20 protein-coding genes are annotated in these 18,943 nt (G+C 63.5%); 15 read left to right on the forward strand and 5 right to left on the reverse strand.

Features of this window, described 5'->3' with window-relative positions; all coding sequences use genetic code 11:
• Positions 1 to 30: 30 nt before the first annotated feature.
• Positions 31 to 648 carry a GNAT family N-acetyltransferase gene (locus ACSC1S_RS06540; RefSeq protein WP_435363653.1) on the reverse strand — a complete coding sequence of 206 codons (618 nt, stop codon included), beginning with the start codon at positions 646 to 648 and terminating at the stop codon, positions 31 to 33.
• A gap of 154 nt (positions 649 to 802) precedes the next feature.
• Here ACSC1S_RS06540 and ACSC1S_RS06545 point away from each other — a divergent pair, with 154 nt between their 5' ends.
• The 12 genes from ACSC1S_RS06545 to ACSC1S_RS06600 all read left to right on the forward strand — a co-directional run bounded on the left by ACSC1S_RS06545 (position 803) and on the right by ACSC1S_RS06600 (position 9,061).
• Complete coding sequence (locus ACSC1S_RS06545; protein WP_261650998.1) at positions 803 to 1,036, forward strand: DUF7385 family protein; 234 nt, start codon at positions 803 to 805, stop codon at positions 1,034 to 1,036.
• A 65-nt stretch (positions 1,037 to 1,101) separates the two neighbouring features.
• Entirely contained in the window at positions 1,102 to 1,527 is a 426-nt protein-coding gene (locus ACSC1S_RS06550; protein WP_435318071.1) for a DUF8009 family protein, read from the forward strand.
• 96 nt (positions 1,528 to 1,623) lie between these two features.
• Positions 1,624 to 2,802 carry a M24 family metallopeptidase gene (locus ACSC1S_RS06555; RefSeq protein ID WP_435363654.1) on the forward strand — a complete coding sequence of 393 codons (1,179 nt, stop codon included), beginning with the start codon at positions 1,624 to 1,626 and terminating at the stop codon, positions 2,800 to 2,802.
• Between the two features lie 87 nt (positions 2,803 to 2,889).
• Positions 2,890 to 3,165, forward strand: coding sequence for a hypothetical protein (locus ACSC1S_RS06560; protein ID WP_435318073.1), 276 nt, complete (start codon positions 2,890 to 2,892; stop codon positions 3,163 to 3,165).
• A gap of 3 nt (positions 3,166 to 3,168) precedes the next feature.
• Positions 3,169 to 3,855, forward strand: a complete 687-nt coding sequence (locus tag ACSC1S_RS06565) for a hypothetical protein (RefSeq protein ID WP_435363655.1) — start codon at positions 3,169 to 3,171, stop codon at positions 3,853 to 3,855.
• Between the two features lie 102 nt (positions 3,856 to 3,957).
• Complete coding sequence (locus tag ACSC1S_RS06570) at positions 3,958 to 4,068, forward strand: GlyGly-CTERM sorting domain-containing protein (protein ID WP_435363656.1); 111 nt, start codon at positions 3,958 to 3,960, stop codon at positions 4,066 to 4,068.
• A 45-nt stretch (positions 4,069 to 4,113) separates the two neighbouring features.
• Complete coding sequence (locus ACSC1S_RS06575) at positions 4,114 to 4,917, forward strand: prephenate dehydrogenase (protein WP_435363657.1); 804 nt, start codon at positions 4,114 to 4,116, stop codon at positions 4,915 to 4,917.
• Positions 4,914 to 6,329: a small ribosomal subunit Rsm22 family protein gene (locus ACSC1S_RS06580; RefSeq protein ID WP_435363658.1), complete on the forward strand. Its 1,416-nt coding sequence runs from the start codon at positions 4,914 to 4,916 to the stop codon at positions 6,327 to 6,329. Before ACSC1S_RS06575 ends, ACSC1S_RS06580 begins: the two co-directional genes overlap by 4 nt.
• A gap of 88 nt (positions 6,330 to 6,417) precedes the next feature.
• The gene (locus tag ACSC1S_RS06585; protein WP_435363659.1) at positions 6,418 to 6,681 is read left to right on the forward strand and encodes an Htur_1727 family rSAM-partnered candidate RiPP; all 264 of its coding nucleotides are present in this window, start codon (positions 6,418 to 6,420) and stop codon (positions 6,679 to 6,681) included.
• A 7-nt stretch (positions 6,682 to 6,688) separates the two neighbouring features.
• The gene (locus tag ACSC1S_RS06590) at positions 6,689 to 7,903 is read left to right on the forward strand and encodes a TIGR04347 family pseudo-SAM/SPASM protein (protein WP_435363660.1); all 1,215 of its coding nucleotides are present in this window, start codon (positions 6,689 to 6,691) and stop codon (positions 7,901 to 7,903) included.
• A gap of 75 nt (positions 7,904 to 7,978) precedes the next feature.
• A complete protein-coding gene (surE, locus tag ACSC1S_RS06595; protein ID WP_435318079.1) occupies positions 7,979 to 8,776 on the forward strand; it encodes a 5'/3'-nucleotidase SurE in 798 nt (265 codons plus the stop codon).
• A gap of 54 nt (positions 8,777 to 8,830) precedes the next feature.
• Positions 8,831 to 9,061 (forward strand): Rdx family protein, encoded by a 231-nt coding sequence (locus ACSC1S_RS06600; protein WP_435363661.1) that lies wholly within the window; start codon positions 8,831 to 8,833, stop codon positions 9,059 to 9,061.
• A 1-nt stretch (position 9,062) separates the two neighbouring features.
• Here the strand turns inward: ACSC1S_RS06600 and ACSC1S_RS06605 are convergent, their stop codons facing one another.
• The 3 genes from ACSC1S_RS06605 to ACSC1S_RS06615 all read right to left on the reverse strand — a co-directional run bounded on the left by ACSC1S_RS06605 (position 9,063) and on the right by ACSC1S_RS06615 (position 14,355).
• Positions 9,063 to 10,043 (reverse strand): hypothetical protein, encoded by a 981-nt coding sequence (locus ACSC1S_RS06605; RefSeq protein ID WP_435363662.1) that lies wholly within the window; start codon positions 10,041 to 10,043, stop codon positions 9,063 to 9,065.
• The gene (locus ACSC1S_RS06610; protein WP_435363663.1) at positions 10,040 to 13,477 is read right to left on the reverse strand and encodes a PKD domain-containing protein; all 3,438 of its coding nucleotides are present in this window, start codon (positions 13,475 to 13,477) and stop codon (positions 10,040 to 10,042) included. The genes ACSC1S_RS06605 and ACSC1S_RS06610 overlap by 4 nt, the downstream gene beginning before the upstream one ends.
• A gap of 113 nt (positions 13,478 to 13,590) precedes the next feature.
• Complete coding sequence (locus tag ACSC1S_RS06615; protein ID WP_435363664.1) at positions 13,591 to 14,355, reverse strand: CehA/McbA family metallohydrolase; 765 nt, start codon at positions 14,353 to 14,355, stop codon at positions 13,591 to 13,593.
• Positions 14,356 to 14,389: 34 nt separating this feature from the next.
• Between ACSC1S_RS06615 and ACSC1S_RS06620 the strand changes: the two genes are divergently transcribed.
• Positions 14,390 to 14,704, forward strand: a complete 315-nt coding sequence (locus ACSC1S_RS06620; RefSeq protein ID WP_435363665.1) for a YegP family protein — start codon at positions 14,390 to 14,392, stop codon at positions 14,702 to 14,704.
• Between the two features lie 55 nt (positions 14,705 to 14,759).
• On the opposite strand, the gene ACSC1S_RS06625 is transcribed toward ACSC1S_RS06620, so the two are convergent.
• Positions 14,760 to 15,821, reverse strand: coding sequence for an exonuclease/endonuclease/phosphatase family protein (locus ACSC1S_RS06625; protein ID WP_435363666.1), 1,062 nt, complete (start codon positions 15,819 to 15,821; stop codon positions 14,760 to 14,762).
• A gap of 486 nt (positions 15,822 to 16,307) precedes the next feature.
• Between ACSC1S_RS06625 and aroA the strand changes: the two genes are divergently transcribed.
• On the forward strand, positions 16,308 to 17,591 hold the full coding sequence (gene aroA, locus ACSC1S_RS06630) for a 3-phosphoshikimate 1-carboxyvinyltransferase (RefSeq protein ID WP_435363667.1): 1,284 nt from the start codon (positions 16,308 to 16,310) through the stop codon (positions 17,589 to 17,591).
• 72 nt (positions 17,592 to 17,663) lie between these two features.
• A complete protein-coding gene (locus tag ACSC1S_RS06635; protein ID WP_435363668.1) occupies positions 17,664 to 18,899 on the forward strand; it encodes an alkaline phosphatase family protein in 1,236 nt (411 codons plus the stop codon).
• Positions 18,900 to 18,943 lie beyond the last annotated feature (44 nt).

An 18,943-nucleotide genomic window follows, 5' to 3' on the forward strand; every position in this document is an offset into this window, starting at 1 on the left:
GAGCGAGCTGACGAAGACTCAACCCGAAAATCAAACACCAACTACAGCCCTCTCAGCAGGCGCTAACCGCACCTCTTCGGAGATATCCTTCTCGAAGTCGAGCACCATCGCGAGCTCGTTCCCCTCGCGTTTGACCGTCTCGAACCCGAGCCGGCGGTACACCGTCACGGCGGCCTTGTTGTCGTCGCGGACGTGCAGCGACAGGCCGTCGTAGCCCGAGTCAGCAGCAAACGCGATGGCGTGCTTGGTCAGTTCCGTCCCGATGCCGCGGCCGTGGGCGTCCTGGTGGACGTAGACGAGGAACTCCGGGGGGCCGTCGTCGCCGGCGACGAAGCCGGCGTGGCCGATGACGCGGTCGCCGTCGAGGGCGACGACGTTCTGGCCCTTCGCGTGGAGTCGGTCGATCCACCGGCGTATCTCGCTGTCGCCGATGGGTGGCAGCCCCATCGAGCGGTGTTCCGAGGCGTAGTCGCGGTACATCTCGACCAGCGGGTCGACGAACTCGTCGGTCAGGGGCACGGCGAGCAGCGAGTGGCCGTGTTTGTCCACGAACCGCGGGCAGCGCGGCGGACAGAACGGGGTTCCCTCGCACTCGCCGTGGTTCCAGGCACAGGCGGTGGTGGTGTCAGGCTCCATGCGGGTTCTCATCCTGTACCTTTGCATGGAGTGGGTGTATCTATATTGCAGTCTATGTACGGGGTTTATATAATCGGCAGGACAACCGGCCACCTCGGCGCTCGCGAAAGCCAGCAAACGGGACCGACCGCCAACAGTTATCACACCGCGGCCCACACTGAAAACCATGGACGACGAGACATACGACGAGCTCGTACAGTCGGTGACTCCCCGGGAGACCGTCGCCGGTGTCAAGACCTACCAGAACACGGTGGCGATGGCGTGTCCAGCCTGCGAGGAGCCGTTCGACGACCTGGTCGTCTGCGAGAACGAGTACAACAGCCTCGAGCTGAGCAAGATGCTGGACCTCTGCGTGACGACACACGAGGGCGACGTACTGCTGTTCACGCACAAGCCCTGACGACCACCTCCGACCCTTCTGCTGCGACCGCTGCGCTGAAGACGGTGACACACACAGGGGACAGTATGCCAGGCGAGAGCCACGACCCGACGGACATCCGGTCCATCGCAGTCCACGCGGACGACGTGGTCACCGCGCTCGAGGCCAGCCAGCAGGGTCGCGAGGCCGTCCTCCGCATCACGGCCCCCTTTGCGGGGCGGGTCCGGGCACGCATCCACCTCGTCCAGCCCGCGGAGCCGGCCGACGACGGCGGTGGCGGTCCGGGGCCGATTCGCATCCCACCGGGGAGACTGGTCGCGGAGGGCGCGCCCGCGTACCCCCACGCACACGAGACGGAACCCGATGGCGAGTACGACGTGGAGGCACACCACGAGCGACACGCCGAGGAACTGGCTGCGTGGCGCGAGGCCGTCCGCGAACACTTCCTCGACAGCATCGAGCTCGACCTGCCCACGGGGCCGCATCGGGTGGACGTGAAGGTACTCGGCTGAGATCCCACCGCGAGACTGCGACATCGCGACACCGCGACACCACCTCGACACCCGGAACCGGGACCGTTTTTAGCGCTCCCCGTGCAGGTGCAGACCATGGAACCCGAATTCGCCGCCCTCGACGAGTACCTCGACGACGAGGGGCTCGACGGGTACGCGTTCCTCGACGACGAGTCGAACTCCAACCTCTACTACACGACCGGCTTCGGCGCCCCGGACCCGTTCTTCGCGGTCTACACGCCCGACAGCATCGGTGTGCTCGTCTCCTCGCTAGAGTACGGCCGCGCGAAGAAGGAGAGCCGGGCCGACGTGGTCAAGCGCCACGGCGACTACGACATCCAGGCCAAGCGCCAGGAGTACGGCGACGACGCCTTCATCAAGGTGGTCGGCGAGTTCCTCGACGACCTCGGGGTCTCCTCGCTGGCGGTCGAAAGTGGCTTCGGCGTGGCCGCGGCCGACAAGCTCCGCGAGGACGGGTTCACCGTCACGCCCGACGAGGACGGTGTCGTCGGTGACATCCGCGCCGTGAAGACCGACGAGGAGGTCGACCACGTCCGCGAGGCCCAGCACGCCAACGAGGCGGCGATGGCCCGCGCCGAGGAACTCATCCGCGAGGCCAGTGTCGAGGACGGCGTCCTCTACCGCGCCGACGCCGACGAACCCCTCACCAGCGAGTTCGTCAAGCAGGAGATCGAGATCACCCTGCTCCGGCACGACTGCTCGCTGGACGAGACCATCGTCGCCTGCGGGCAGGACGCCGCCGACCCGCACGACCGCGGCTCCGGGCCCCTCGAGGCCGACGAGTTCGTCATCGTGGACATCTTCCCGCGGAACAAGGCCTCGCGCTACCACTCGGACATGACCCGAACCTTCCTCAAGGGCGAGGCGTCCGAGACCCAGCGCGAGTGGTACGAGGTGACCGACGAGGCCCGGAAGGCCGCCCTCGACGCGGTGGAGCCGGGCGCGACCGGCGAAGAAGTCAACCAGGCCGTCGTCGACGTCTACCAGGAGGCGGGCTACCCGACCATCTTCACCGACCCGCAGACCGAGACCGGCTTCATCCACTCGACCGGCCACGGCGTCGGGCTGGACGTCCACGAGGGGCCCTCCATCAGCATCCGCGGCGAGGAGCTGAAACCGGGACACGTCATCACCATCGAACCCGGACTGTACGATCCCGACGTCGGCGGTGTCCGCATCGAGGACATCGTCGTCGTCACCGAGGACGGCTACGAGAACCTCACCGACTATCCCATCGAGCTCGTCGTCGACTGACTGGCTCCCACCGATTCCCCACCGGAACCTGACGACGGGGGTGCCCGAGACCCCGGTATTTTTGTAGGAACCCGAAGAGTGCCAGCTATGGGCAGGGATGGCACACCCGAGCTGACCGGTGGACCCAGGGACGAGACAGCTGACGACCGCGAGCCGGCCGGACACCCGGCGAGCGAGACAGGCAGGCTGACCCGCCGCAGCGTACTGGCCGGGACGACCGGTGCGGGAATCACGCTGCTGGCCGGCTGTGGCGGCGGTGCCGACGGCCCGGCGGGAAGCGCGACCGGCCCGGGAGCCGGCGACGCAGGCGACCCGGCCGGGTACGGCGAAGGGGGCTACGGGAACGGGGGATTCGGAGTCTGAACCATGACGAAGGAGACACCCAACCACGCATACGAACAGCCCGAGAAGGGCGACGAGAACTGGCACGAACCGCTGAACAACAACTTCGACAGGCTCGACGCCGACGTCATCCTCAAGGGAGCACACGGCGACCGGCCCGGGAGTCCCCCCGAGGGGACCTGGTTCCTCGCGACCGACCGGAACCAGTTCTCGTACTACGACGGGAGCTCGTGGAAAGTTATCGGCGGCGTCGGGACACCCGACGAACCGGTGCCCCAGGCGCACTACGGCGAACTCTCGGCCGAGGTGGCGAGCGTTCGCGGCGCGCGCGTCCAGACCTGGCTTTCGCAAGACAGCGTCGACATCGAGGGCGAGGGGACCGAGGAGGCGACCGTCAGTTTCTCGCTCAACGACCTGTTCACCACGTACCTCCGCAAGTCGAAGAAACGAGCCTGGCTCGACGTTCGCATCAGTGCCATCGGTGGCGACGGGCAACCGCTGTACGCCCGCTGGCGGCTGTTCGTCATGCGGACCGACGCACGCCAGCACTACGTCGACACGTTCGAGCGCACCGAACAGGGGCCGCGACCGTTCGACTTCACCGTCAACGACGACGGCACCGTCGTCGTGACCCTGCGGGCGAAAGGCCCCATCGAGGAAATCGACGTCGAGGTCCCGCGCGGGTACAACCCCCGAGAGTTCTCGACGTAGCGGCGGTCCTCGCCGTATCGAGGTGGGAGACCCACCCATCGAACACGTCCTCACGGCCATTATCAAGGCTTAAAACCTCCCTCACGGAAGACGTAGGTAACGATGGACCTTCGTGTATTCACCCCCGGCGGCGCGTTCAACTGGCTGATCATCGTCATCCTCGCTCTCGTCGGACTGACGACGGTGCTGTTCATGTACGCTGGCTGGATCTGAAGCCGACCGAACTCCTTTTCAGAACCCGTGAGCTACCCGAATTCGATGACGACACTCGTCGTCGGCGCGGGCGCGATGGGTCGCTGGGTCGCAGAGACGGTCCCAGGCGAGATCGCGTTCACCGACACCGACCCGGCAGCCGCCGAGGCAGCAGCCGCGGCCGTCGGCGGCCGGGCCGTCGCGCTCGACAGCGAGGAGACGTTCGAGGCGGTGTGTCTGGCCGTGCCGATGACGGTCGCCGCCGACGCCATCGCCGCCCACGCCGCGAAGGCAGAGACGGCTATCTACGACGTGACCGGCGAGATGGCGACCCCGGTCGAGGCGATGCGTGCACACGCCCCCGCTCTGGAACGGGCGAGCTTTCACCCCCTGTTCGCACCGGAGAACGCGCCCGGCAACGTCGCCGTGGTCGCTGATGCCGCCGGACCGGTGACCGACGGCGTCCGCGACGCCATGGCCGAGGCCGGAAACGACGTGTTCGAGACGACGGTCACCGAACACGACGAGGCGATGCGGTCGGTGCAGGCCAAGGCGCACGCCGCGGTGCTGGCCTACGGCCTCGCCGCCGAGGACGTCGACGACAGATTCCACACCCCGGTCTCGTCCGCTCTGGCGGACCTCGTCGCACAGGTGACCGGCGGTGAAGACCACGTCTACGCGAGCATCCAGCGCGTGTTCGACGGGGCCGACGACGTGGCCGACGCCGCGAGAAGACTCGCGGACGCCGCGGGGGAGGACGCAGCCGAGGACGCCTTCGCCGACCTCTACCGGGAGGCCGGCCGGCACCACCACGAGCAGCGAGCGCAGCGAGACGACGCAGACACCGACAACGAGGACCCACAGGAATGACCCAACGAGACGACATCGTCGCGAACGCGAAGTACCTCCGGAACGTCAGACCCATCGACCCCGAGGAGGTGTGCGAGTACGTCGAAGGACACCCCCACCCCGCTATCGTGCGCCAGACCCTCCGCGAGGAGGCGCTTTCCCTGGAACTCGTCGAACGACCCGACGGGACGTTCGCCCCCGTGCCGGAGGACCCGGTCACGACGACGGTCGACACCGTCGAGGCGCTCCCGAACGTGTACGACGAAGTGATCCGGGACATGCTCGTCGAGCGCTTCGGTCTCGACTGGGCCGAGGGCGAGTCGGGCGAGACGCTTCGGACGACCATCCGGCGGCTCAAGGACGACTACTACCGCCGCCGGGACGTCGAGTACGACGCGGTCGCGTCGCTCGGGTACGCCATCTACCACCTGCCGGACTTCTACGCGGCCATCCAGTACGTGCTCGACGACCTCGTCGCGAAGCGGCTCTTGCCCCGGAAGCTCCGCGTGCTCGACATCGGTGCCGGCGTCGGTGGTCCCGCCCTGGGCCTTCACGACTTTCTGCCGGAGGAGACGCTGGTCGACTACCACGCCGTCGAACCGTCGGCCGCCACCGAGGTCCTCGACCGAATGCTCGAATGCACCGCGCCGAGTTTCCACACCCGCGTCACCGAGACGACCGCCGAGGCGTTCGAACCCGAGGGCGAGTACGACCTGGTCCTGTTCGGGAACGTGCTCAACGAGCTCGACGACCCCGAAGCCGTGGTCCGGAAGTACCTCCCGTCCCTCGCCGAGGACGGGTCGGTGCTCGCGCTCGCCCCCGCCGACAAGAACACCAGTATCGGCCTCAGACAGGTCGAGCGCGCCGTCACCGACGAGGCGACCGTCTACTCCCCCACGGTTCGGCTCTGGCCCGGCCACGAGCCCAGCGACCGCGGCTGGTCGTTCGACGTGCGCCCCGACCTCGCGACACCCGAGAGCCAGCGGCGACTCGACGAGGCCACCCCCGAGAGCGACGAGGCGCACGAACCGGGCGAGTTCGTCAACGTCGACGTGCAGTTCTCCTACAGCATCCTCCGCACAGACGGAGCGCGCATCCTGGACGTGACCCCGAGCGCGGACCGGTACGCCAAGATGGCCGCCATGGACGACCACGTCTCGAACCGCATCGACCTGCTCGCGGTCAAACTGTCGCACAACCTCGCCCAACAGGACGCGAACCCGCTGTTCAAGATCGGTGACGGCTCACAGGCGGCCGACCACTACGCCGTCGCGGTGAAGCAGACGAGCCTGAACCACGACCTCCACGACGCGGCCTACGGGGACCTGCTCGCGTTCGAGTCGGTCCTCGCGCTGTGGAACGACGACGAGGAGGCGTTCAACCTCGTGGTCGACGAGGAGACCGTCGTCGAGCGGATTCCGAAGCCGGTCTGACCGGGCGAGTCCCGAACATCCTCACCCGCGTTCTCACCCGATGAAAATCTGCGAGCGTGCCTTTTGTGTCGATTGCCAACCGCCAGGTATGCCAGCCGAGGAGCGACAACACATCAGCGACGCACCGCGAGCCACGGACGGTTCCGAATGGGAGGTCTTCGTGCGTGAGACGACCACCGGCCCGCTCCAGCACGTCGGCAGTGTCACCGCGGAGACGTGGGACATCGCGTACGAGCAGGCCTCGTCGCTGTTCTCGTTCTCCGCGACCGACCTGTGGCTCTGCCCCGCCGACGCGGTGCACCGATTCACCCCGTCCACGCTCGACGAGGCTGCCACGCCCGCGGACGACTGACAGAGCCATGATATCCGTCTCGAAGCTACTGTGTGGGCTCGACGCCGAAGGCGACGGCCTCCGGTACGACGCCGCCAACGAATCCGAGAAAGAACAGATCTCCGAGGAGAAACAGCGGAAACCGGTGGTCGTCTGGAACACGACCCGCGGCTGTAACCTCTACTGCGACCACTGCTACGCGAGCGCCTGCGACAGCGGGGCCGACGGCGAGTTCTCCACGACCGAGGGGAAGCGACTGCTCGACGACCTCGCGGACTACGGCGTCCCAGTCGTCCTGTTCTCGGGCGGCGAACCGCTCGTCCGGCCCGACCTGGTCGAACTCGTCGACTACGCGGCCGACGTGGGCCTCCGCCCGGTCCTCTCGACCAATGGCACGCTCATCACCGACGAGCGCGCCCAGCAGCTCGCCGACGCGGGCCTCGCCTACGCCGGCATCTCGGTCGACGGGATGGCCGAGACGAACGACCACTTCCGGGGGAAAGACGGGGCGTTCGACGCCGCCATCCGGGGCATCGAACACTGCCTCGACGCGGGCCTCAAGACCGGCCTCCGCTACACCATCACGCAGCACAACCGTGACGACCTCCGGGACATCGTCGACCTGCTCGCCGACACCGGCCTCGACCGCTTCTGCTTCTACCACCTCGCCTACGGTGGCCGCGGGGCAGACATCTCCGACACCGACCTCTCGACCGAGGCTCGCCGCGAGGCCGTCCGCGAGGTGTGCGACCTCACCCGCGCCTACCACGACGAGGGCCACGAGATAGAGACGCTGCTCGTCGGTAACTACGCCGACGCCGGCTACATCACCGAGTACGCCCGTCGCGAGATGGGAGACGACCGCGCCCGGACGGTCCGCCGGTACCTGGAGACCAACGGTGGAGACCCTGCCGGGGAACGCGTCGCCGATATCGACTACCAGGGCAACGTCCACCTCAACCAGTTCTGGCAGTCCTACAGCCTCGGCAACGTCCGCGACCGTCCCTTCGGCGACATCTGGGACGACGACTCCAACCCGCTCGTGAACGCGCTCCGGACCCGCGACGAGCGACTGCAGGGCCGCTGCACCGACTGCCAGTACGCCGATATCTGCAAGGGCGGGTCGCCCCTCCGCTCGCTCGCGGTCCACGACGACCCGTTCGCACCCGACCCGCAGTGCTACCTCACCCCGGAGGAGCGAGCGCCCGACACGGGCGGGGTCCAGCCGACGAGCGCCGACTGACCGGCCGACCAGCCCGCAGTAAGAACCACTGCCCCGAACGGTGGCCTTTTGCCGACCCCCTCCGTCGATTGCCGCATGAGCGGTTCGCTCGAGATCCTCCTGACCAACGACGACGGTATCGACAGCCCCGGCTTCCACGCGCTCTACGAAGCCCTCGCGGATGTCGGGAACGTCACCGCCGTCGCCCCGGCCGACGACCAGAGCGCTGTCGGACGCTCGATGTCCAGCCACGTCGACGTCGACGAACACGAACTCGGCTACGCGGTCCACGGGACACCCGCCGACTGCGTCGTCGCCGGCCTCCAGTCGCTCGGCCCCGACCCCGACATCGTCGTCTCCGGCGCGAACAAGGGTGCCAACCTCGGCCACTACGTCCTCGGCCGCTCCGGTACCGTCAGCGCCGCCGTCGAGGCCGCCTTCTTCGACGTGCCCGCCATCGCCGTCTCACTGTACGTCCCCATCGACCCCGACGAGGACCGCGCCTGGTCAGAGGTCGAGGTTCCGAAATCGGACTACACCGAAGCGACCCGCGCCGCCACCTACCTCACCAGACACGCGCTCGGCGCTGGCGTCTTCGACCAGGTCGACTACCTCAACGTCAACGCGCCCCTCCCGGGCGACGAACCCGCGCCGCTGGAGGTCACGAACCCCTCCCACATGTACGAGATGGACGCCTCCATCTCGGACGGCACCGTCTCCCTCCACGACCGCGTCTGGGAGCGCATGGCCACCGGCGACATCCCGGACCCCGAAGGAACCGACCGTCGCGCCGTCGTCGACGGCCGCATCAGCGTCTCCCCGCTCACCGCCCCCCACACCACGGAGCACCACGAATCCCTGGACGCGCTCGCCCAGACCTACCTCTCGGACTGACGAACGACTGCAGGCACCCAAGTGACTATGACCCTAGCGCTACCACGGGCAGATATGACGCTAGTCGAGATAGAGTACTGCGTTCCCTGTGGCTTCCTGAACCGCGCCGAAGACCTCCAGCACGTCCTCCTCCAGACGTTCGGCGAACAGCTCGAGGCCGTCACCCTCCGGACCGGCGACCACGGCATCTTCGAGGTCCGCGTCGACGGCGAGACCGTGTTCGACAAATCCGAGGACGAGTTCGACGTCGACGAGATAACGAGAAGCGTCAAGCAGAAGCTCTGACTTAGGACCGCACCCGCGACAGGACCGAGACGAGCACCACGAAACCAGCCAACATCGCGGTGGCAACACCCGCGATCGGTGTCAGGCGCTCGCGCCAGATCGCATCGTTCTGCTGTTTCACCGTTTCGTTCTCGTACTGGTAGACCTCGCTCTCGTCCACGTTCGCGTAGTAGGTCATCACCGGCTCGTACTCCCGGTCCCAGACATCGGTCTCGCCGTCGACCGTGCCCACGAACTCGACCTGGTCCTCGATGTCAGAGTGGTTGTGAATCCACCCCGTGTAGAGCCGAACTTCTCCAGCGACCTTCATCTCCGGGTCCTCGTTCAGTGGGATGACGACAGTTCGTCGACTCCCGTCCATCGGTACTCGGGCCTCGCGACCCGAGGAATGCGTCTGCAGGGAGGTCACCGTCACCTTGGTGAGGTACTGCACCTGCCCCTCGTTGGTGACCGTGACGCGTGCGACGGTTGTCTCCTCCCCCTCTATCGTTGCGGTGTCTATTTCGACGTTCTTGATTTCGGGGAGTTCGACGCCGTTGGGGTTCTGGGAGCTGATGTTGAGGGAAAATGAGATACTAGAAGAATTCCCAAACGTAGATAATTTTATACTATGTTGATCGGTGTCTCCAGAGATTTCTCCACCGAGATTATAACTCAGTACTCGGGTTCCATTTGCCGAAATATTTAGAGGACCGTTTCGAACAAAAGTTCGGTCAACATATATATCAAGCCAAGATTCAGCAGGAGTTGATTCTAAGTTGGTAGCAACAACCTCAAGATTGTGATTCGTCAGGTTGTAATTGAAATGGTATTTGACATTCTGGCTAGATGTGATTGTAGTCGATTTTTCCTGCTTTTCGACCGCGGGGCCGAATGCTGGTTGATTAATACCGGGACTGGTATCAGCTTGTGCAGTGGAAGCGGTTAGTCCACAACATGTACCGGAGAGGATGACGACCAATGCGATGAGGGCATATTTCATTGAGGGCACCCCCCTGTGTCACCGTCACATTCCTCACTGGTTTCTCGCATTAGAGAAATTAATTCTTCCATTGAAGCGACACCACCATGCCGCACTTCTTCTCGGAACTCGCGGGCATCCAGTACCTTCATCTCATCAAGAGAAGAAATAAATTCTTTCTTTTTATGCGTTCCAGAAACCACACCGATGGTCTCTATCACGTCCTCTTCATCTTCGTATTCTGCAACTGTTCTTACCGCTCTTCCCTGTTTCGAGACGGTCCACCTGGTTTTCTCGATTGTGCCGTTGATGCGGACTTCGGGCTGTCTAGCGGCCCTTGCAGCTCGGCTTGCATCTTCTACGGTCTGAGTCGGCACCCACGCTTTCTGCGTCACAACACTATCTTTTGACGCAAGATACACCACATTCTGTATGGTGCGGTTTTCGGTAATCTTGAACTTGTGTAGCGTCTTATTATAGGATTCCCGAACGACGACCTCCTTTGTCTCTCCAGAATAGGTGTGCGAGGGACTGTGAGCTGAGCGGTCCCAGTACGATTTTGTCTCGGTGTAGGCTTCCTGCCGTTTAACTGTGACAGGCCGAGTCACCATCACCTCTTCTTCAACATCTTGGGTGGTCGTATCGGTGTAGCAACCGACCATCGGTTGACACCGCTCTACCTTGACTTCCTTCTCAACGGTCTTCTTGACCTTCACATCCTTCTGGATCTTCTTTTCGACGGTTTTCGTCCCCTTCTCTTGGTATTTGTATTTTTTCAGGGTGCGTTTCTGTGCGGGTACCGTCTCGTTCTTGGTCTTGCCAGTGTACGTTCCATTCCCATCTTTGGAATTGCGCCACTCATAACTGGAGATCGTCTCTTCACTCGTATTGCTGCGTTTGCCAGCAGGCACCCACTCTGACGAGATACGAAGGAACTCGCGACGGTCTGATTCGGAACCGAAAATTTTCTTTTCGGTCTCAGACGATTGGACTTCTTCGAGTCGTTCCAGTAAGATACCCGTCGTTACATTCCGAGTCTCCGTTATTTCGTATCCACTCTGAAGGTGCCGCCGCAACTCGGTTCGGTCGTCGACAGATTCTGTTAATGTCGCGTTATCGAGCCCAACGCGGTATGCGATGCTCTCTACGGTCAGATTCTGGTATTCTGTGACGTTCGTAACGTTCAGGTCGACATCCATCGTGGGTAACCGCATCTCGGACCTGATTCTATCCGGGTTGTTTTGATTCACTAACGCCACGCTGGGCGGTGAACGCGATTCAGAGAGCGCTCCCGCCGGTACCTCCAGTACGGCAACCTGTCGCTGAAGTCGGTCCGATGTGGAATCTTGAGGGACTTCTGCTTGAGGAACCTCCACCTGCCCTTGAGAAACCACATTCACATGTGGTGAACCTGTGACAAATTCAAGGTCAACCCCATACTCTTCTCGTGTCTTTGTGAATGCCCACGGCTCGGACTGGACACGGAACCGTACTGTGTCTGTCGCGTTGAACGGTCCTTCGCTCGTTCGAGTGACCTGCTTGATATCGGGAACGAAGAACTGCAGGAAGTCCCAAGTCCTGTTGCTGCTTCCCCCGTTTTGATCGGAAACGTACAAATCACCATCTCTTCTGGACTCGAATCGACCGATTCCGGGTTGCCCGTTCAATGCAACTGCTCCCTCAGTCCAGTCGTATTCTAACGTAGTGTGGTCGGGGTCGAAGGAACTAGTCGCATCGACAGTGATTCCCCACTCGCGTCCGATTGGTTCGGTTCCATGAGTTTCAGTGGTCAAGACCAACTCCGGGTCGCTGGGGTTCACAATGAAACCTGAGACTCCTCCAGATAGGTATTGAACATCAGATTTCTTTTCTAACACATATCTAACCCCATATTGACCAGGGTATCTGCCTGACCAATAGGAATGAAAGTCGATGGAATTATTATCTATTTCAATCCGTTCAACCCTTAGGTTTGACATATTTTCACTAGAGCCAGTATACTGAATAGAAACATCATCCGCATCATTTCCATTCAAGTCCACCTCGACGACGTGGTGTGCGGTGTACCGTGATGGATCGAGTCGCCGGTGATGAGAGTCGACGGGCCCATTGACGAACCCTGCACTGACGATCTCGACCTCACCGACTGGTGTCACCTCCCGGGTCGTCATCGACTCCTGCCCACGACCATCGACTACTGTGAGTTCGACGGTGTAGGTCCGGTTGGGTTCTATCTGGTCGAACACGAACTCGGACGTCCGGAACCGACCGAGTGTCGGATCGGTGCCTCTGCGGGTTCCTTCCTCGTGGAAGACGGTTCGGTTATCTACGGTGATGGAGACAGCCATCAGGTTCCCGTAATCGTCGGACGCGACGAAGTCGCCGCTGACCTCGTTCTGGTCGTCGATGTTGAACAGGCCCACTTTCGGAGCCGGGTCCGCGATGACAGCCGTCGTTCCGTCGTCGAACGTCGCGATATCGGTCGAGCCATCGGTGTAGGTAACGACCGCGAAGAGGTCGTGGTCTCCCGGGTTCCACGAGACGCTGGTCTGGGGGCCGGTTCCGCGGTTGCGAGCTGCGTCCCGCCAGGCGATATTTTGAATCACTCTCGCGGGCGGTTGGTTCGAGATGGTGTAGTCCGCCTGGAGCGGTCGGTCACCGGTGACGACCTGTTCGCCCACCACTCCGGGGTCGTACTGCGAGGCGAGGGGTGGAGTCGAGTCGTCTCCACCGGTGGTTCCGTTGGCACCTGGAGACCCTCCAGTACTCCCGTTCCCGACTGGTGGTTGCGGCGGTGGCGTCACCTGAACCCGTGTCGAGTCGGCCACAGAACGCCCTTGGTCGTCGTAGAGGACAGCACGAACTGTGTGGCGGCCAGTGTCTGGGAACACGGGGGTAATCTGGTCGGTCGTTTGAGCACCGAGGGACCGGTTGACAGCCAGAGACCCGTCGACGAACCATTCGACTCGGTCCAGTGGAGCGGATCCCGGTGTGAGAGTCACAGTGAACGTGGTGGTCTCGCCGCGCTGGGCCGAACTGGGCCCGGCAAGCGAGATAGCGGGGGCTCGCCCGTTGGAGACGGTCACGTACAGCGTGTCATTGCTCGTCGCGCCGTCGTCGTCGGTCACGGTCAGAGTGACCGCGAACCGTCCGGTCTCATTGGCGTCGAACGCCGTGGTGGGACAGGTGGCGCAGTCGGGCGTGAACACCGAATCGTCTGGGCCCCGTATCGACCATTCGTACGAAGTCACTGCCCCGTCCGGGTCGCGCGAGGCTCTCGCGTCTAGTTCCACGGTTCGACCGAGAGACACGGTCTGGTCCAGACCTGCATCAGCCAGCGGGGCCTCGTTGTCGTCCAGGTGTGTCGCCACAGCGGTCGAGTACTCTCCGGGTATCGAAACCGCTGCGGTCAGCTGCGATGTGACGAATATCGTCACCAGCAAGTATTTTTTCATCAAGTTCTAGTGGAAATTAGACTCGGCATCACGTATAAACCATTAGAATTTTGCTCGCCAGAAAGAAGCGAAACTAACAGGGGTCTGGTCGGGATACCTGCCGGCTGCCAGACTTACGAATCGGACATGAACTCCGCGATAGCACGCGGGCGCGCGGCCACGTACGGCAGACGAGATGTAACCTCGTAGAGACTCTTCCTGGCGGCCCCGATAGCGTACTGTTGTGTACTCTCGAGGATGGGTGTTCGAATCCCGTGGACCCGAGTCTGACCCGAGCGAAGTGCGTCGACGATCTGGTCCGAAGTGACCTCGGCGGCTCGGTCGACCGGCTCCTCGAGTTCGAACACGGTGTAGGCGCGCCCGACGTTCATCAGGTAGTGAGCGTCGCTGCCACCGACCTGCCCATACCCGAGCTTGTCCGCGAACTTGCGGGCGCGCCGGTTCTGGTACCCGGTGAACACCATCGAGTTGTAGACCTCGATGGCGTCGCAGTCTGTGAGACGGGACTTTCGAACGCCGTGGCGGGTCCGCTGGAAGGGATGGGGAACGACGGCAGCGCCGCCGTGCTCGCGAACGATCTCGACGGTTTCGGCGAGGGGTTCGCCGCGTGGCGGGCGTTCGTCCACACCGATTGCGAGGAGGTGCCCGTCTGCGGTCGACACTTCGACCCCTGGAACACCGACGAGACCGAATTCGTGGGCGATCTCTGCCGCGTGTCGCGAGGCCTCGATTCGGTCGTGGTCGGTGATGACGACGCCATCGAGGCCGATGTCCGCGGCGTGTTCGAGGATGAGTTCGACGGGTTCGTGGCCATCGTACGACGCGTCGCTGTGGACATGTAGGTCCAGTGCAAGCAACGTCCCGTCTCTCCCCGGCATGCACATACCTCCGTCTTGCTGGATAGAATATCTTGTGTTCGAGAGATTCGAAGCAGCTGTCCCAACGTCACCCCCCACCGAACCGGTCAGTCAGACAGGATCTTCACCAAACGGAAGGTTTCCTTATCGCCTCAGAGACCCTGGCACGAGCACGGCTAAAGCCACATTCGAGCTGTTCACGGACAAGAAAGGCGAGTTCCGCTGGCGGCTCCGCCACGACAACGGGAACATCATCGCGACCGGTGGCGAGAGCTACACGACCAAGGCCAGCGCGAAGAAGAACATCGAGAGCGTGAAGAAGAACGCGAGCGGTGCCGAGGTCATCGAGGTCGCCAAGCCGGCGAAGTGACGGCTCTGACCCGCGAATCTGTTTATTGCAGGTGACAGAGCCGTCGAGTGACCGGCTACTCGTGTTCGACCGTGACGACGACGCCTGCATGGTCGGACGGATAGATTGGAGACGGCACGGCCGGCTCCAACCCGGAGAGGCCAACTGTCTGCGTGAGTCCTGTTCGGTAGCCACTCACAGCGCTGAACCCGCTTCGGGGGGACCGACCGCGGTGGAACACGACGTCGATTTGTCGGTCCAGCGTCCCCGATGTGAGGTCCGCCGAGAAGGTACACGTGGGGTCGTGTGCATCGGTTGCATCGAAATAGGCGTCGTCGAATCGATCCGAGCGCAGTATCTCGTACGCGTTGAACCCGGCATCGGTCGGGTCACTGTTGATATCCCCGAGCAGGATGGTATCGTTCCGTCCTATCACGTCGAGGAGTTCCAGAGCCTGTAGTTCCCGAACGCCTGCGGTCACGTCGAGATGTGTGTTGAACACGTCGAAGCGGTCGTATCTGACCTTCACCCACCCGAAGTTGGCATAGAATATCTGCAGCCGGCCGTCGATGAAGATGGGGACTGGGACCTGCGCATCGTACGTCCCGGATTCGGTGTTCTTGGCCTTGATGCGCCTGGCAACGTCTGTCCGGACTGGAATCGCGTCGCGGTCCCTGAAACGCAAGGTTCCAGCCACGCCGTGGTACTCGACCGGGATGGTCACGTCCGCGTTCCAGTTGACCGCGGCAACCTGGTAGGGCACGCCATCTGCAGCGAGCGCCGCCGTGAGTAACGCGAGGTGGTCGATGACGAACGACTCCGAACCGCCCGGTGCTGTGAACTCGAAGAGGCTGACTTCCTGCAGTCCGACCAGCTGCGGGGGTTCGGGCGTGGCCATAACGATCTCGTCGGCAATGGCCTTTGCCCGCTCGGAGAACGGCCGCACGTCTGCGATCTCGGCCAGGAGGGTACTCGCTGCGGCTTCTGGATTCAGTGCGGTGATTACGTTCAGCAGGTTGCCACCGAGGTAGAGGTTCCGGGTTGCGACGGTAAGCGTCGAGTTCGGTCTCGCAGTCGCCGTGCCCGCGAACGCGGTAGCCCCGAGAAGACCACCTGCCGTGAGTGCACCGCGTTTCAACGCACTACGTCGTGTGAGTCCAGTTGCACGCTCGATTCGGTCCGTCTCCCGAGGACGTCTGCACTGAACGGATGGCTCCGGTCATATGGCAGAAATCGCGTCTGGAGCGGAAAGCTAAGTTCACGTTTGCAGAATATCCAGGTTACTGAGTGGTCTGTCCCTATCCGCAGAATCACGTGTGACTGCTGACCGGACGAGAAGACAACGGGTCACGCCCGAACAAAATGAGTTACTCGGATAGAACAAACAGTATTTTGATAGAGTACTGGATGGCGAGAGGTGCCGTCTCGCCTGAAGACGTGTTGGAGTGTCCATCAGACAGATAACGATAGGGCCCCATCCCAGCCGCAGCCCCAACCATCCACATGCACCCACGAATCGTCCATTCCATCCCACACGCGCTCCCAGTCCACCCGACATACTGCCCAACCCGGGAATGTCACCGCAACCGGGACGCCTTTGCCACGACCGGTCGTCGGCTCTCGCATGGACGTCTCTCTTTCGCAGTCGACAGTCCGGGGAACCGCACGGGCCCCGCCCTCGAAGAGCTACACGCACCGAGCGATACTCGCCGCGGGGTTCTCGAGCGAAGCGGTGGTTCGCGACCCACTCGTGAGCGCCGACACTCGTGCGACCATGCGCGCAGTCGAAGGATTCGGAGGTACCGTGGACCGGGGCGGCAGCGACCTGGACGTCGCAGGATTCGACGGCCAACCAGCGGTCCCGGCCGACGTGCTCGACTGTGCGAACAGCGGGACGACGATGCGGCTCGTGACCGCTGCGGCTGGACTTGCGGACGGTATCACCGTCCTCACCGGCGACGAGTCGCTCCGCTCCCGCCCCCAGGGTCCCCTGCTCGACGCACTCGAACAGCTCGGCGGACGGGCTGAGAGTACCCGTGGGAACGGGCAGGCACCGCTCGTCGTGAAGGGCCCGATATCGGGAGCGACCGTCGCCATCCCGGGCGACGTCTCCTCGCAGTACATCACGGCACTCCTCATGGCCGGTGCGGTCACCGAGGACGGTATCGATATCGACCTCGAGACCGAGCTCAAATCCGCTCCGTACGTCCAGATTACGCTGGACGTGCTGGCGTCGTTCGGCGTCGAGGCCACACAGACGGAAGACGGGTTCAGCGTCCCCGGTAGACAGACGTACGACCCCGAAGACGGCGAGTACGCCGTACCAGGTGACTTCTCCTCTATCTCGTACCTGCTCGGGGCCGGTGCGGTCGCCGCCGACGGTGAACTGGTCGTCGAAGGTGCGCAACCGAGCGCGCAAGGTGACACCGCTATCGTCGACATCGTCGAGCGGATGGGCGCGGACGTGGACTGGGACCGCGAGGCCGGGACGATCTCGGTCGAGCAGTCAGCCCTCACTGGTGTGACGGTCGACGTGGGTGACACGCCGGACCTCCTGCCGACCATCGCCGCGCTCGGTGCAATCGCCGATGGCGAGACGCACATCGTCAACGCCGAGCACGTCCGGTACAAGGAGACCGACCGGGTCGCCGCGATGGCCGAGGAACTGACGAAGCTCGGTGCGAGCGTCACCGAACACGAGGACGAGCTCGTCGTCCACGGGAGCGACTCGGAGCTGGTCGGGACCACCGTCGACGGCCGCGGTGACCACCGCATCGTGATGGCCCTCTCGCTCGTTGGGCTCGTCGCAGATGGCGAGACGACCATTCAGGGCGGCGAACACGTGGACGTCTCATTCCCCGACTTCTTCGACGTGCTCTACGAGCTGGGGGCGGACGTTCGGCGGTAATCGCGCCGCTGGGGCCGGTTCAGTCCGGTTCGACCGGTAGCATCTTTTCTTCGGCGATTGAACCGCCACGGTATGCTTCGGACGGCTGTCGCGGACGAGCTCCGGGACGAGTTCCTCCAGGACGGGTATCTCTTCCCGGACTACGACGGGTACTGTTTCGGGAACCTCCCGCACAGCATCGCGTCACTGTTCGGCGTCGACACTGGTCGGACCCTTCCAGCTGACGTGTTCGACGGTGTCGCCACCGACGTGACCAACGTCCTCGTCGTGCTCGTCGACGGCTTCGGCTGGACCCAGTGGCAGCGCGAGCGCGAGCACCACGAGTGGCTGGCGAACCTGAGTGAGCGGGCGCGGGTGACACCGCTGACCTCCATCTACCCGAGCGAGACAGCCGCCGCGATAACCACGTTCCACACGGGCTCGTTGCCGGCCGAACACGGCGTCATCGGCTGGAACGTGTACGACCCCAGAGCGAAGCGACCGTTCGCCGCCCTTCCGTTCACGAACACGGACGGAACGCAACCGGAGTTCCCGCGCGAATCGGTCGCGGATGCTGAGTCACTGTATCCCGCCCTCGTGGACGCAGGGGTCGAGGCCCATCACGTCGTCCCGTTCCCAGCGGTTCCTGAGGGAGTGACTCGACACCAGTACGACGGGCTCGAAGACGTCCCTGCGGCGCTTTCAGCGTCCATCGCGGCAGCCGATGGCGCAGCGTATCACTACCTGTACCTTCCGCAGGTCGACCACGAGGCGCATCACACCGGGACCCGGTCGGACGCCTACCGGGAGCGCGTCGGTGAGGTGTTCGACACGATCTCGGACGCACTCTCCGGGCTGGAAGATGAGACGGCAGCAGAGACGTTGCTGTTGCTGACGGCGGACCACGGGCACGTCGACACCGACCCGGAACGGAACGTGAATCTCGACCGCCTCGACTGGCTCGTCGACTCACTCGACCGGGATGTGACCGGCGAACCGATACGCTTCGCTGGCAGTCCACGGAACCGCCACCTTCACCTCGAGGAGGGGACGGTCGACGCTGTCGCGTCCCGCTTCCGAGACGAGTTCGACGTTCGTGTGTTCGACAGAACCGCCGTGCTGGAGCAGGAGCTATTCGGGGACGTGGCACCTTCCGAGACGTTCCAGCGACGGCTCGGTGACCTGGTCGTCACCCATCGCGAACTGGGTCTCGGGTGGGGCGACCACGAACCGACCGAGATAGAGTTCGTCGGGATGCACGGGGGGATGCACCCCGACGAGATGCTGACGCAGGTTGCAGCGGTGCGACTCTCAGAGGTGCTGGTCTGACCGGTGGCGGTGCGGAGGATGGCAGTTGCTCACCAGTCGTGGGG

Origin of the sequence: Haloarchaeobius pelagicus (assembly GCF_051207375.1) — an archaeon.
Taxonomy (GTDB): Archaea; Halobacteriota; Halobacteria; order Halobacteriales; family Natrialbaceae; genus Haloarchaeobius.

What these genes read in the sequence shown, in the direction of transcription:
- ACSC1S_RS06540 (WP_435363653.1), bottom strand. Translation starts at nt 648, where the DNA reads ATGAGAACCCGCATGGAGCCTGACACCACCACCGCCTGTGCCTGGAAC.
- ACSC1S_RS06545 (WP_261650998.1), top strand. Translation starts at nt 803, where the DNA reads ATGGACGACGAGACATACGACGAGCTCGTACAGTCGGTGACTCCCCGG.
- ACSC1S_RS06550 (WP_435318071.1), top strand. Translation starts at nt 1,102, where the DNA reads ATGCCAGGCGAGAGCCACGACCCGACGGACATCCGGTCCATCGCAGTC.
- ACSC1S_RS06555 (WP_435363654.1), top strand. Translation starts at nt 1,624, where the DNA reads ATGGAACCCGAATTCGCCGCCCTCGACGAGTACCTCGACGACGAGGGG.
- ACSC1S_RS06560 (WP_435318073.1), top strand. Translation starts at nt 2,890, where the DNA reads ATGGGCAGGGATGGCACACCCGAGCTGACCGGTGGACCCAGGGACGAG.
- ACSC1S_RS06565 (WP_435363655.1), top strand. Translation starts at nt 3,169, where the DNA reads ATGACGAAGGAGACACCCAACCACGCATACGAACAGCCCGAGAAGGGC.
- ACSC1S_RS06570 (WP_435363656.1), top strand. Translation starts at nt 3,958, where the DNA reads ATGGACCTTCGTGTATTCACCCCCGGCGGCGCGTTCAACTGGCTGATC.
- ACSC1S_RS06575 (WP_435363657.1), top strand. Translation starts at nt 4,114, where the DNA reads ATGACGACACTCGTCGTCGGCGCGGGCGCGATGGGTCGCTGGGTCGCA.
- ACSC1S_RS06580 (WP_435363658.1), top strand. Translation starts at nt 4,914, where the DNA reads ATGACCCAACGAGACGACATCGTCGCGAACGCGAAGTACCTCCGGAAC.
- ACSC1S_RS06585 (WP_435363659.1), top strand. Translation starts at nt 6,418, where the DNA reads ATGCCAGCCGAGGAGCGACAACACATCAGCGACGCACCGCGAGCCACG.
- ACSC1S_RS06590 (WP_435363660.1), top strand. Translation starts at nt 6,689, where the DNA reads ATGATATCCGTCTCGAAGCTACTGTGTGGGCTCGACGCCGAAGGCGAC.
- surE (WP_435318079.1), top strand. Translation starts at nt 7,979, where the DNA reads ATGAGCGGTTCGCTCGAGATCCTCCTGACCAACGACGACGGTATCGAC.
- ACSC1S_RS06600 (WP_435363661.1), top strand. Translation starts at nt 8,831, where the DNA reads ATGACGCTAGTCGAGATAGAGTACTGCGTTCCCTGTGGCTTCCTGAAC.
- ACSC1S_RS06605 (WP_435363662.1), bottom strand. Translation starts at nt 10,043, where the DNA reads ATGAAATATGCCCTCATCGCATTGGTCGTCATCCTCTCCGGTACATGT.
- ACSC1S_RS06610 (WP_435363663.1), bottom strand. Translation starts at nt 13,477, where the DNA reads ATGAAAAAATACTTGCTGGTGACGATATTCGTCACATCGCAGCTGACC.
- ACSC1S_RS06615 (WP_435363664.1), bottom strand. Translation starts at nt 14,355, where the DNA reads ATGCCGGGGAGAGACGGGACGTTGCTTGCACTGGACCTACATGTCCAC.
- aroA (WP_435363667.1), top strand. Translation starts at nt 16,308, where the DNA reads ATGGACGTCTCTCTTTCGCAGTCGACAGTCCGGGGAACCGCACGGGCC.
- ACSC1S_RS06635 (WP_435363668.1), top strand. Translation starts at nt 17,664, where the DNA reads ATGCTTCGGACGGCTGTCGCGGACGAGCTCCGGGACGAGTTCCTCCAG.